This window comes from Nonomuraea aridisoli, assembly GCF_003236395.1.
In the GTDB taxonomy this organism is placed as follows: Bacteria; Actinomycetota; Actinomycetes; order Streptosporangiales; family Streptosporangiaceae; genus Nonomuraea; species Nonomuraea aridisoli.
The window spans coordinates 1-12,534 of sequence record NZ_POUD01000271.1 but is presented as its reverse complement, the minus strand read 5'-3'; the positions used below and the strand labels follow the sequence as shown (position 1 = coordinate 12,534).

Sequence of the window (12,534 nt, the reverse complement as noted above, 5' to 3'; positions counted from 1 at the left end):
GGGCTGGGCGGCGGCGAGTCCTCGGGGCAGACGCCGTCCACGACGACCAGCACGACCGTCTTGCCCGGATCCAGCAGGGTCCCCCCGGCCGGCGAGGTCTTCTCGATCCTGCCGCAGCGCGTGCCGTTGGTGGTGGACGTCTGGTCCTGGAGCTTGTACTCCAGACCGACCTTCTCCACCAGGTCCTTGCCCGCGTAGAACGACATGCCGACCACCTTGGGCACGGCGACCTTCTTGACCGTCGGAGTCGGCGAATTCGTCGGGGTCTTCGACGGCGACACGGTCGGCGAGGGGCTCGTGGTGGGCGTGCTGGTGGGGGTCTTCGTCGGCTTGACGGGCTCTTCGGTCTTCGTGGGCCTGGTCTCCGGGACGGCCTCCTCGTCCGGCGTTCTGGTCGGCTCGGGTGGCTTGGTGGTCCTGGTCACGGTCGCCTTGGGAGGCTTGGTGGTGGGCTCCTCCTCGGCCACCTTTTGCGCGCTGGCCGTGGGCGCCGGCTCGCCGCCGGTGGTCATGCCGGTGAGGGCGACCGCGGTCGCCCCCGCGCCGAGCACGACGGCCGCCGCGATGCCCGCGATGAGCCCGGTCCTGCGCGATCCCTTCGCCGCGCGCCGGCTCACGCGCCGCTCGGACAGCGTGGTGTCCTGCTGGGCCATCCGCACGCCGGTCTCGTAGGGGCTCGGGACGTGCTGGGTGCCCTGGTGCTGGTACGCCTCGGGCGGCGGCGGCATGGTCGCGCCGGTGGAGGGCGCCACGGGCATGGGCGGCGGCTCGGGCGCGGCGGGGACCTGCCCGGAGGCGATCGCGCGGGCCGCCTCGCTCATCGCCCGCGCGCTCGGGTAACGCCGGGCCGGGTCCTTCGACAGGGCGATGTCGACCAGCGTGCGCACCGCCTGCGGGATCTCCTGCGGCAGCGGCGGCGGGGCCTCGCGGATGTGCTTGAGCGCGATCGTGACGGGGCTGTCGCCGTCGAACGGCCGCTGCCCCATCAGGCATTCGTACGCGACCACGCCGAGCGCGTAGATGTCGACCGCGGGCGTGACGGGCGCGCCCTCGGCCTGCTCGGGGGCGCAGTAGGCGGCGGTGCCGAGGACCATGCCGGCGTCGGTGAGGCGGTTGGCCAGGTCGGAGCGGGCGATGCCGAAGTCGGTCAGCACGAGCGTGCCGTCGCGCTGGACGAGCAGGTTGCCCGGCTTGACGTCGCGGTGCACGATGCCCTGGTCGTGCACGGCCTGCAGGGCGGAGGCTGCCTGGGCGATGAGCTCCATGGCAGCCTGCGGCGGGATGCGGCCCAGCCGGCCCAGCAGGCGGTCGAGCGGCTCGCCGTCGACGAACTTCATCACCAGGTAGACGGTGTCGCCGCTGACGCCGTAGTCGTAGACGTCGACCACGCCGGAGTGGTTGATCGTCGCCATCGCCCGCGCCTCCCCCTGGAAGCGGGCGACGAACCCGGGGTCCTGCATGCGGCCAGGGAGCAGCACCTTGACGGCGACGGTGCGCGCCAGGACGATGTCCTCACCGCGCCACACCTCGCCCATGCCACCGGCGCCGATGCGGGTGTCCAGTCGATACCGCCCCGCCAGCGTCGTCCCTTGGGCCACCATGATTCCCCCGCTACCCCCCTACCTCTGTAACCTCTGCCGCCGCGCGGATCTCCAACAAAGCGGAGTTGTGTCGCGGTGAGGTAACACAGTGGTCACGGAACTCAGAGAGTGTACGACTCACCTGTCTCACATGCCACTAAAAATGCCTCAAGCCGTACAAAGCCTATCCTGGGGCCTTGCACCCGCACTTGTCCGCGTTTCCCGGAAGTCAATCCACGGCTGAGTAGGCTCATTCCATGACGCTCGTTCCGGGGCTGCGCGCCCAGTCGGTGACCGTGGTCGAGATGGACGACACCGCCAAGACGGTGGGCAGCGGAGACGTGCCCGTGCTCGCCACGCCGCGGCTGCTCGCGCTGGCCGAGGCGGCGACCGTACGCGCGGTGCGGCCGCACCTCGCGCCGGACCAGACCTCCGTCGGCACCAGGGTGGAGCTGGAGCACATGGCCGCCAGCCCGCTCGGCGCCCGCGTCCAAGTGGGCGTCGAGCTGACCGAGGTGAACGGGCGGCGGCTCGTCTTCGCGTTCGAGGCCCACGACGAACGCGCCGTCGTGGGCAAGGGCACGATCGAACGCGTCGTGGTCGACCGCGCCGCGTTCGTCGCCCGCGTTACTCGATGACGGCGATCAGGTCGCCCTCCTGGATCACGTCTCCCTCGGCGACCTTGAGAGCCGTCACCACGCCGTCGTCCTCGGCGATCACCGGGATCTCCATCTTCATCGACTCGAGGATGACGAGCGTGTCGCCGTCGGAGACGGTGTCGCCCTCGCTGACGACGACCTTCCACACGTTCGCCACCATCTCAGCGCGTACTTCAGCCACCGGAACTCCCCTCTTCGAAATGAACCAACACTCTCATGCCGCCTACGAGCGCATGCGGGCGACCAGGCCGGTGTCGTAGTCGCCGGTGACGAACTCGGTGTTCTCCAGCAGCTCTGCGCAGAACGGCAGGTTGTTCTTGGGCCCCTCGACGGCGAACTCCGCGACCGCCTTGCGCCCCTTCTCCAGAGCCTCGGCCCGGTCGGAGCCGTGGACGCAGAGCTTGGCCATCAGCGGGTCGTAGAACGGCGTGACGGTGTTGCCGGCGTGGTAACCGGAGTCGACGCGGACACCGTCGCCGGTGGGCTCGTCCCAGACCTTGATCACGCCGGGGCCGGGGAAGAAGCGCTTCGGGTCCTCGGCGTAGACGCGGAACTCGATCGCGTGCCCGCGCGGCTCGGCCGCCACCTCGGGGCTCTCGCCCGCGGCCACGCGCAGCTGCAGCTCGACCAGGTCGAGCCCGGTGACCAGCTCGGTGACGGGGTGCTCGACCTGCAGCCGGGTGTTCATCTCCAGGAAGACGAAGTCCTGCTTGTCGGCGTCGACCAGGCACTCGACCGTGCCGGCGCCGAGATAGCCGACTGCCTCGCCGGCCCGCACCGCGGCGGCCAGCATGCGCTCGCGCAGCTCGGGCGTGATGCCGGGCGACGGGGACTCCTCGACGACCTTCTGATGGCGGCGCTGCACCGAGCAGTCGCGCTCGCCCAGCGCCAGCACCCTGCCGTCGGGCAGGCCGAGGATCTGCACCTCGACGTGGCGGGCCCGCTCGATGTAGCGCTCGAGCAGCACGGCGGGGCCGTCGAGGGCGTCGCCGGAGAAGCGGGAGGCCGCCCTGGCCGCCTGCTCGTACGCCTTGGCCAGGCCCTCGTCGTCGTGGGCCACGCTCATGCCGATGCCACCGCCGCCGCCCGCGGTCTTGACCATGACCGGGTAGCCGATCTGCTCGGCCGCCTTCAGCGCCAGCGACAGGTCGGTGACCGGCTCGCGGGTGCCCGCGGCCACCGGCACGCCGGCGGCCTCCATGAGGTTGCGCGCGTTGATCTTGTCGCCCATCTTGTCGATGGCCTCGGGCGACGGCCCGATCCAGATCATCCCGGCGTCCATCACGGCCCGCGCGAACGCGACGTTCTCCGACAGGAAGCCGTAGCCGGGGTGGACCGACTTCGCGCCGGTCGCGCGGGCGGCCTCCAGCACCTTGGCGGTGTCGAGATAGCTCTGCGCCGGGCTGGCCGGGCCGAGCAGCACCGCCTCGTCGGCCTCGCGGACGAACGGCAGGTCGGCGTCGGCCTCGGAGTGGACCGCGACGGCGCGCAGGCCCATCCGCTTGACCGTGCGGATGATCCGCCGCGCGATCTCCCCTCGATTGGCGATCAGAACGGGTCCGAGCGTCTCAGTAAGCACGCCGACCACCTTACGGCCGGTGACGCCTTGACCCCTTTCCCCCGAAAGCACCGATCCGGCGAGCCTGATCTGTAGGAACCCCACAAAAGTGAACGGCGGGAAACTCGGCAGACGTATCGCCGACTGTAGGGCTCAGACGCGCCCGCGGTCGATCACCCGCCCGAGCGCCTCGATCGCATGAGGATCGTACGCGCCCCCCGACGACAACCGGATGCGTTCCAGGGCCGCGCCGCCGCGGTCACGGTCGGTCGAGGGGCCCACCAGGTCGTCGTAGGCGTTGGCCACCTTGATGATCCGGCTGGCCAGCGGCGGGTCGTCGGTGATCGGGTCGCACTGCCGCCTGACGATCTCGGCCACCCGGTCGAGCACCCCTGTCTGCTTGATCACCTCGGCGCCCAGCTCGGCGATGCGGCGGGCCTGCTCCGGCTCGGTCAGCACCGTGGCGCCCCCGGGGATCGGGTCGCGCAACGACAGCTGGCCGATGTCGTGCATGAGGGCGGCGTACTCCAGCTCCAGCAGCTCGGGCTCGGCCATGCCGAGCTCACGGCCGACGGCCACCGACAACCGGCTGACCCTTCGCGAGTGGCCCGGCTCGACGTACCCGCCGACCTCGGTGACCCGCGACAGCGCGCGTACGGTCTGCAGGTAGGTCGCCCGGATGCCGGCGTACTTCCGGAAGGCCACCTGCGTGACCAGCAGAGGCGCGGCGAAGACCAGCAGCGCCACGAGGTCCATGCTGTGCGTGGCCAGGGCGAGTAGCACGCCCGACGAGGCCACGGCGGCGCCCAGCGGGAAGGCCATGTTGATCTCGTCGCGCACGGCCACCCGGAACGCCGTGCGGACCTGCTCGGCGCGCAGCAGCGCGGCGATCAGCACGTCGATCAGCAGCGTGACCGCGATGAGCGTGACCATGACCGCGAGCGCCGGCCACCAGGTGCTGGTCGGCGGCTTGGTCAGCTGGTAGAGCGGATCGGCCAGCGGCCGGAACGCGAACGCCAGCAGCGCGCCGGTGAGCAGCCGCCTGGCCATCGCGTCGAGGCGCGGCGGGCGGCCCACCGCCAGATGCGGCAGCGCGCCCGCCGCCATGCCGACGGCGATCACGGCGACGACCTGCAGCGCGGAGTGGCGCAAAGGGTTCTGGCTGAGGTCGAGCAGCAGCGTGTAGCCGAGCGCGGCGGCGGCGCCGATCGGCGCGACCTCCCGGTTGCCCGGCATGGTGAGCCTGGCCAGCTCGCCGACCGCGATGAGCGCGCCGAACCCGACCGCGATCTCCGGCCGGTCGAGCCCCACCGCGGCGGTGTGGGCCACGCCCGCCAGCGCGACCAGCCCGGCCGCGCAGATGAGCAGCAGCTGCCCCGAGTCGAGCCGGCGCAGCACCGTGTTGAACGGCCGCTCGGCCCGCCTGACCCGCTCCGTCGTGATCATGGCCCGGTCACGACCTGGATGGGCATCGTCGGGTCGTCGTGGTCCTTCAACGCGGTCGCGGCCACCTCGGGCGGCGGCGGATCGACGCGCCGCGGCGGCTGCCACGGCTCGCGTTCGAGAGCCCGGATGAACGCCGCGACCACCACCGGGTCGAAATGCCTGCCGGCGCACTTGCGCAGCTCCTCCACGGCCTCGCCGACCGGCCGCGCGCCACGGTAGGAGCGGTCGGAGGTCATCGAGTCGAACGCGTCGGCCACCGCGATCACCTTCGCGAACTCGGGGATCTCGTCACCGGCCAGGCCCATCGGGTAGCCGCTGCCGTCGTGCTTCTCGTGGTGGTGCATGATCCCGGCGTACGCCTCGTCGAGGAAGCCGATGCCGCGCACGATCTCCAGCCCGCGCATCGGATGGAGCTGGATCGCGGCGAACTCCTCCTCGGTGAGCGGGCCGTCCTTCTGCAGCACCTTGGTCGGGACGCCGAGCTTGCCGACGTCGTGCAGCATGCCGGCGTAGCGGATCGCGCGCACGCGTTCGACACCCATGCCGATCTCCTGGGCGATCATGGATGAGGCGTGCGAGACGCGCGTGCAGTGGCCCCTGGTGTAGTAGTCCTTCGTCTCCACGGCCTGGCAGAGCGCCGCGATGGTGGCGTCGTAGGAGCGCTGCTGGGCGTGATACTGGCCGAACGCCCAGCGCGCCACGAACAACGGCACCAGCACCAGCACCGCCGAGATCGACGCCACCGTGGCCCACAGCCCCGCCACGAGCAGCCCGAACGTGCCGTAGCCCAGGTAGGACAGCAGGAACTGGCCGAACCCCCGCATCGGCACCTCGGCGTACCGCACATGCGTGGCCAGCGCCACGATGGTGAGGGTCAGCGCGATGTTGAGCGGCACGAAGACGGCCGTGGCCGCCGCGTACGGGCCGATGAGATCGTCGAACGCGTTGACCTGCGGCACCCCCACCCGGCCGTCGAGCGCGACGTAGACCCACCCCGCCGCGTAGCCGCAGATGGCGAACTGGGCGCCGTTGAACAGCCGCTTGATCAGCGGCAGCCCCGGCCGCACGCTCAGCACGGCGGTCAGCCCCACCAGCGCCGCGCCGTCGGGGCCGAGCAGCACCACGGCGGCGAGCGAGGCCGAGAAGCTGACCGACATCGCGAACTGCTCGACGTTGAGCAACGTCGGCATCGACTCGCACACCAGGAACAGCAGCGCGAGCACCAGGAGGATGTCGAGATCCTCCGGGGCCACCGGCGCGCCGGAGACGATCACACCGCGTACGACGAGAGCGGCCACCGCGCCGATCACGGCGACCAGATAGACCCTTGCGGGCCACGGCAGATCACGCATTGCGGCCCTCCACGGCGATCAGGTCCAGGACACTCCCGGCGGAAGAACCGGGCCGAACATCATGACCACGGAGCCGACCACCAGGATGGCCGTGAGCAACCGGGCGACCATTGAGTTCAACATCCACATGCCTCCACGTCGACTTTGGCAATCACGCTACAGAAGACGACGTGGCCAGATGGGCCGAGTCGGAAATCGCAAGCAAAGCGTAATCAAGCCACTACTTGCGGCGACGGCTCGCGGTCCACTCGACGGTGTTCTTCAGGCCGGTCGAGAGGTCGACGCGCGGCTGCCAGCCGAGCCCCTCGTGAGCCGGCACCGGGTCGACCGCCATCGCCGGCAGGTCGCCCAGGCGCGGCGGCGCGAAGCCCGGCTTGTCGGGGGCTCCCGCCGCGTCGGCGATCAGGGAGTGCAGCCGCCGGTCGGTGGTCTGGATGCCGGTGCCGAGGTTGAACCTGCGGCCGTCGCCGAGCTGCCCGCAGGCCCGGACGAAGCCGTCGACCACGTCGTCGACGTAGATGTAGTCGCGGGTCTGGGAGCCGTCGCCGTAGACGACCGTGGGCGTGCCGTTGAGCAGGGCGTCGGTGAAGATCGACACCACGCCGGCCTCGCCCTCCGGCGACTGGCGCGGGCCGTAGACGTTGGAGAGCACGAGCGTGGTGTATTCGATGCCGTGCAGCGCGCGGAACGCCGCGAGGTAGGTCTCGCCGCTCAGCTTGGAGGCGGCGTACGGCGAGCGGGGATCGGTGGGGGCGTCGCCCGGCACCGGGATCGTCGCCGGGCGGCCGTAGACGGCCACCGACGAGGCGAACACCACCTTGCGGGCACGGCCCTCACGGGCGGCCACGAGCACGGACGCGGTGCCCTCGACGTTGACCCGGGCGTCGTGCACCGGGTCCGCCACGCTCTTGCGCACGCTGATCTGGGCGGCGAGGTGGCAGACGACCTCGGGCTGACGCTCGGCCATCAGGGCGGGCAGCCCCGGATCGAGGACGTTCATCACGTGCAGACGGAAGCGGTCGCTGGCGACGGCGCCCGACAGGTTGTCGGCGTCGCCGGAGGACAGGTCGTCGACCACGTCGACCTCGTGTCCGTCGGCGAGCAGACGATCGACGAGATTCGACCCGATGAACCCGGCACCCCCGGTGACCAACACGCGCATGCCGAGAATCCTAGTCGGCGGCGAGCTCCGATCTCACTTCGGCGATGCGCGCGAGCACCTTGGAACGCAGGTCGGCCGGCACCGGATCGCAGCCGCAGTGTTTGGCCACGAGGTGCTTGACCGCCTTGTCCAGGTCGTATTCCTTCAGGCAGGGGCTGCACTCGTCCAGGTGGACGCGGATCTCGGCGACGTCGCTCTCGGTGAGCTCACCGTCGAGATAAGCGTAGACCTTGTCCAGCACCTCGCCGCAGTCGGTTTCGTGTGGCTTGCCACAGCTCATTTCGATCCCTCCGCCGGGACGAGGCCACGCTCGCGGGCGTAGTCCTCAAGGAGGCCCCGCAGCTGCCTGCGTCCCCTGTGCAGCCTCGACATCACGGTGCCGATCGGCGTGCCCATGATGTCGGCGATCTCCTTGTAGGGGAAGCCTTCGACGTCGGCCAGGTAGACCGCGATCCGGAACTCCTCCGGCAGAGCCGCGAGCGCCTGCTTGATGTCGCCGTCGGGCAGGTGCTCCAGCGCCTCCACCTCAGCCGACTTCAGACCCGCCGAGGTGTGGGACTCGGCGCGAGCCAGCTGCCAGTCCTCGATCTCCTCGGTGCCGGACTGCTTCGGCTCCCGCTGCTTCTTGCGATAGCTGTTGATGAAGGTGTTGGTGAGGATCCGGTAGAGCCACGCCTTGAGGTTGGTGCCCTCCTGGAACTGATGGAACGACGCGAACGCCTTGGCGAAGGTCTCCTGTAGCAGGTCTTCCGCGTCCGCGGGATTTCGGGTCATCCGGAGCGCAGCGGAGTAGAGCTGCTCGAGAAACGGCATGACGTCGCGCTCGAATCGCTCGCTTCGCTGCTCCAGCGTCTCCGCGCCTGTCGCGGGCACCGGACCCACCCCCCTAAGATCACCGGTGGCCGGCTGTAGCGGTACACCACCGTACTCAGGGGAGGATACCCGCTGACCCACGACCTCTCCGTCAGTGGGTTGGCGGCTGAGCAATGTGAGCATGCTCGTCGCAACACGCCCGCGCCCTTGTCTGTTCCCGCAAGATAGAAGGTACGAAGGACCCGGTGCGGGGAACGTCATAACGTACCGGCTGGTAGCCCTTTACCCGGAACCCAGGAGTCGCGTGTGCTGCCCATTCCGGCCGAGGAACTGAACGGCTCAGGGACGCTCGGGCCGTACTGGACCTTCTACCGCGCCGTCGCCGCCGAACAACTCAACCGCTGGCTTCCCGCCGAACCCTCCGTGGTCCTCGACCTGTCGGGCGGGCGCGGGCGGTGGTCGGGGCAGGCGGCCAAGGCGGGTCACCGGGTGATCGAGGTGCTCGACTTCCGCCGTACCCTCGACGCGCACTCCCGGCTGCACGACGCCGGCCGTGTCCGCCACATCCGCGCCGACGACCTGGCGTTCCTGCCCGACGGGTGCGTGGACGCGGTGCTCTGCGAGGAGCGGGCGATGTCGATCGAGCTGATGGCCGAGTCCGCCATGAACGACGTGGCGCGCGTGCTGCGGCCCGGCGGGCGGGCGCTCGTGTGCGTCGACTCCCTCGTGCTCGGCATGGCGATCCTGGCCGAGCAGGGGCAGTGGCAGCACCTGCGGCAGACGGGCGAGGTCATGCTGGTGCCGTGGCCCGACGGCAGCATCACGCGCTGCTTCAGCAGCGGGCAACTGCGCGAGCTGCTCGCGGGCGCCGGGCTGGAGGTCGAGTGGATGCGGCCGCGCACGGTGTTGTCGCCGTCGACGGTCGACCACGTGCTGGGCTCCGACGCGCGGGCGCTCAACTACCTGGTGCGCACGGAGCTGGAGGCGCAGCCGAACGACGACGACACCGTCGGCATCCACCTGGTCGCCAGCGCCCGCAAGAGCTGACCTACCGGCGGCGTTCGCGTTTGCCCTGGCACTGGACGCAGCGGGCCGCCTCGGGGCGGGCCTCCAGGCGGCCTTCCGGCACCGGCTTGCGGCAGTCGACGCACTGGCCGTACACGCCTTCCTCGATGCGCTTGAGCGCCTCGATCACGGCGCGGCGCTGCGTGGTGGCCACGGTGAGCATGGCCTGGGCGCGGTCGGCGTCGGTCAGGTCGGAGCCGGCGTCCGCCGTCGACCGGTCGCGTACGGCGACGGGGTCGCCCCGCAGCACGCCGATCGACCGGTCCAGCTCGGCGAGCATGACTTCCAGCCGCTCACGAGCGGTCGTGACGTCCACGACACCGCACCTCCGGGTAAATGAGCCGCGGCTGGGACTCCCCGGATGTCCAGCCCGGTGGTAATTGGGGAGAATTTCCAAGCGACGAACCCCGGGTAAAGGGGACGCATCGCTTTCCTCACCGGATGCCCAACTCCTGTACTTCTTACACCTTAGAAAAGAGCGGTTTCCTCCTCTTCCGGTAGAGGTTTGATGAGGTCCGGGCCATTGTTGCGGACGTTGTTGACGTCGGTGGAGATCGGATAAGCCGTGAACCGTCCCGCTTCTGGAGGCGCCAGCAACCGCGCGGCCTGACCCGTGTCGGTCAGCTTGGGGTCGAGCCAGTCCGCCCAGCGGTCGCGCTCGATCATCATCGGCATCCTGTCGTGGATGCGGCCGAGGTTGTCCTCGGCGTCGGTGGTGATGACGGTGCAGGTCACCAGCCACTTGAGCGGGTCGTCGTCGTCGCGCGAGGGGTCCTTCCAGAACTCGTACAGACCCGCCATGGCCATCACCCCGGCGTCGGACGGATGGATGAAGTACGGCTGTTTCTTCTTCTTGTCACCCTCGACCGGCATCCACTCGAAATAGCCGTCCGCCGGCAGCAGACACCTGCGCTTGGCGAACGCCTGGCGGAACGACGGCTTCTCGGCCAGCGTCTCGGCCCTGGCGTTGATCAGCCGCGAGCCGATCGACGGGTCCTTGGCCCAGGCGGGGACCAGGCCCCACTTGACGATCCTGAGCTGCCGCACCGCGCGCTCGGCCTCCTTGGGGACGCGGCTGAGCACGGCGTAGACGTTCTTGGTGGGGGCGACGTTGTAGTCGGCGCCGAGCTCCTTCTCGGGGTCGCCGTCCTGCTCGACCTGGAATTCCTCGAGCAGTTCGTGCTTCTTGCGCGCCGAGGCGTATCTACCGCACATGACCCCACCTTGCCACGCGGTGGTTTCGCTCGCGTGTTCGTCTCGCCCACAGGTACGGATGTGTTCCGTTGCGCTCGCTCGTGTGCGCGACGGGCGTGCGGGGAGGCCCACGCGAAGACCATGCGCCACACCCATGTCAAGCCACAGCCTGTGGATAACGAGTGGCCGCACGGTCGTCCCTGTGGACGAACGGTAGCTTCTGCGGGTTGTGGGCGAAGCCTGGTGGGCGTGCGCCGAACGTTTTCTCGTGGAGGTCGGCCGGTACAGCCTGCGGACGGTGATCGAAGGGTGGTGGCCGGGGAACGCGCCGCGTCCGGGCACGGCCAGTACTCTTTGACCATGCCCGCGACCACGTCCGCCACCCCGTCCGCACCGCTCTGGCCCGCGCCGACGGCGACCGGCCCGGTGACCGCCACCGTCTGGCTGCCCGGCTCCAAGTCGGTGACCAACCGCGCGCTGCTGCTCGCCGCCCTCGCCGACGGCCCCGGTGTCGTACGGCAGGCGCTGCGCAGCCGCGACGCCGATCTGATGGTGTCGGCGCTGCGTGCCCTCGGCGCGACCCTGGTCGCCTCGGGCGAGACCGCCGCAGGCGTCGACTGGCATGTGACGCCGGGCCCGATCCGCGGCGGCGTGAGCATCGACGCCGGTCTCGCGGGCACGGTCATGCGGTTCGTGCCGCCGATGGCCGCCCTGGCCGACGGCCCCGTGTCGTTCGACGGCGACCCGCACGCGCGCAAGCGCCCGATGGGCCCCATCCTCGACGCGCTGCGTTCGCTGGGCGCGCGGATCGACAACGACGCGCTGCCGTTCACCATCACCGGGCCCCTGACCGGCGGCGAGGTCACGCTCGACGCGTCGGGCTCGTCGCAGTTCGTCTCAGGGCTGCTGCTGACCGCGGCGCGGTTCGAGAAGGGCATCACGATCCGCCACGTCGGCCCGCCCGTGCCCTCGCAGCCCCACATCGAGATGACCGTGGAGATGCTCAGGGCGGCGGGCGTCACGGTCGACGACGGCGAGCGCGACGTGTGGCGCGTGGAGCCCGGCCCGATCGCGGCCAGAGACATGACGGTCGAGCCTGATCTGTCCAACGCGGCCCCGTTCCTGGCGGCGGCGCTCGTGACGGGCGGCACGGTGACGATCCCCGCCTGGCCGGTGCGCACCACCCAGGCGGGCGACGCGCTGCGCGACCTGCTCGCCACCATGGGCGCCACGGTCACCCGCCCGGCCGCCGACTCCGGCACCGTCGACCTGACGGTCACCGGCACGGGCGAGATCCGCGGCCTCGACGCCGACCTCCACGAGGTCGGCGAGCTGACCCCGACGATCGCGGCCCTCGCGGCGCTGGCCACGACGCCGAGCCGCATCCGCGGCGTGAGCCACCTGCGCGGCCACGAGACCGACCGCCTGGCGGCCCTGGCCACCGAGATCAACCGGCTGGGCGGCGACTGCGAGGAGACCGACGACGGGCTGGTGATCCGCCCCCGCGCACTCCACGGCGGCGTCTTCCACAGCTACGACGACCACCGCATGGCCACCGCCGGCGCCGTGCTCGGCCTGCGGGTCCCAGGCGTCGAGGTGGAGAACATCGCGACCACCGCCAAGACCCTGCCCGAGTTCGCCCAGATGTGGACAGCAATGCTGGAAGCCCAGTGACCAGCATCGCCGCCCCACCACTCACCCCCAC

13 protein-coding genes are annotated in these 12,534 nt (G+C 70.6%); 3 read left to right on the top strand and 10 right to left on the bottom strand.

The annotated features are described in order from the left end of the window. The coding region (locus C1J01_RS39385) for a serine/threonine-protein kinase (protein ID WP_111184085.1) at positions 1 to 1,601 on the bottom strand (1,601 nt) is incomplete at its 3' end. 236 nt (positions 1,602 to 1,837) lie between these two features. Here C1J01_RS39385 and C1J01_RS39380 point away from each other — a divergent pair. After that, positions 1,838 to 2,218 carry a thioesterase family protein gene (locus tag C1J01_RS39380; protein ID WP_111184081.1) on the top strand — a complete coding sequence of 127 codons (381 nt, stop codon included), beginning with the start codon at positions 1,838 to 1,840 and terminating at the stop codon, positions 2,216 to 2,218. Here C1J01_RS39380 and C1J01_RS39375 read toward each other — a convergent pair. The 7 genes from C1J01_RS39375 to C1J01_RS39345 form a co-directional block, all read right to left on the bottom strand. Beyond that, the gene (locus C1J01_RS39375; RefSeq protein WP_132621947.1) at positions 2,208 to 2,420 is read right to left on the bottom strand and encodes a biotin/lipoyl-binding carrier protein; all 213 of its coding nucleotides are present in this window, start codon (positions 2,418 to 2,420) and stop codon (positions 2,208 to 2,210) included. The two genes, C1J01_RS39380 and C1J01_RS39375, sit on opposite strands and share 11 nt — an antisense overlap. Before the next feature lie 42 nt (positions 2,421 to 2,462). Further along, complete coding sequence (locus C1J01_RS39370; RefSeq protein WP_235854959.1) at positions 2,463 to 3,818, bottom strand: acetyl-CoA carboxylase biotin carboxylase subunit; 1,356 nt, start codon at positions 3,816 to 3,818, stop codon at positions 2,463 to 2,465. Between the two features lie 132 nt (positions 3,819 to 3,950). Then, entirely contained in the window at positions 3,951 to 5,243 is a 1,293-nt protein-coding gene (locus C1J01_RS39365) for an HD-GYP domain-containing protein (protein WP_111184076.1), read from the bottom strand. Continuing rightward, positions 5,240 to 6,595: an HD-GYP domain-containing protein gene (locus C1J01_RS39360; RefSeq protein ID WP_111184074.1), complete on the bottom strand. Its 1,356-nt coding sequence runs from the start codon at positions 6,593 to 6,595 to the stop codon at positions 5,240 to 5,242. The genes C1J01_RS39365 and C1J01_RS39360 overlap by 4 nt, the downstream gene beginning before the upstream one ends. Before the next feature lie 220 nt (positions 6,596 to 6,815). After that, on the bottom strand, positions 6,816 to 7,757 hold the full coding sequence (locus C1J01_RS39355; RefSeq protein WP_111184073.1) for an NAD-dependent epimerase/dehydratase family protein: 942 nt from the start codon (positions 7,755 to 7,757) through the stop codon (positions 6,816 to 6,818). Between the two features lie 10 nt (positions 7,758 to 7,767). Next, entirely contained in the window at positions 7,768 to 8,037 is a 270-nt protein-coding gene (gene rsrA, locus C1J01_RS39350; RefSeq protein ID WP_111184071.1) for a mycothiol system anti-sigma-R factor, read from the bottom strand. Further along, a complete protein-coding gene (locus C1J01_RS39345; protein WP_111184069.1) occupies positions 8,034 to 8,639 on the bottom strand; it encodes a sigma-70 family RNA polymerase sigma factor in 606 nt (201 codons plus the stop codon). Before C1J01_RS39345 ends, rsrA begins: the two co-directional genes overlap by 4 nt. 237 nt (positions 8,640 to 8,876) lie before the next feature. On the opposite strand from C1J01_RS39345, the gene C1J01_RS39340 reads away from it, so the two are divergent. Further along, positions 8,877 to 9,617 (top strand): class I SAM-dependent methyltransferase, encoded by a 741-nt coding sequence (locus C1J01_RS39340; RefSeq protein WP_111184067.1) that lies wholly within the window; start codon positions 8,877 to 8,879, stop codon positions 9,615 to 9,617. Position 9,618: 1 nt separating this feature from the next. On the opposite strand, the gene C1J01_RS39335 is transcribed toward C1J01_RS39340, so the two are convergent. Then, complete coding sequence (locus C1J01_RS39335; protein WP_111184065.1) at positions 9,619 to 9,951, bottom strand: TraR/DksA family transcriptional regulator; 333 nt, start codon at positions 9,949 to 9,951, stop codon at positions 9,619 to 9,621. Between the two features lie 152 nt (positions 9,952 to 10,103). Continuing rightward, positions 10,104 to 10,850, bottom strand: coding sequence for an SOS response-associated peptidase (locus C1J01_RS39330; protein WP_111184064.1), 747 nt, complete (start codon positions 10,848 to 10,850; stop codon positions 10,104 to 10,106). A gap of 339 nt (positions 10,851 to 11,189) precedes the next feature. Between C1J01_RS39330 and aroA the strand changes: the two genes are divergently transcribed. Next, positions 11,190 to 12,503, top strand: a complete 1,314-nt coding sequence (gene aroA / locus C1J01_RS39325; protein WP_111184083.1) for a 3-phosphoshikimate 1-carboxyvinyltransferase — start codon at positions 11,190 to 11,192, stop codon at positions 12,501 to 12,503. Positions 12,504 to 12,534 lie beyond the last annotated feature (31 nt).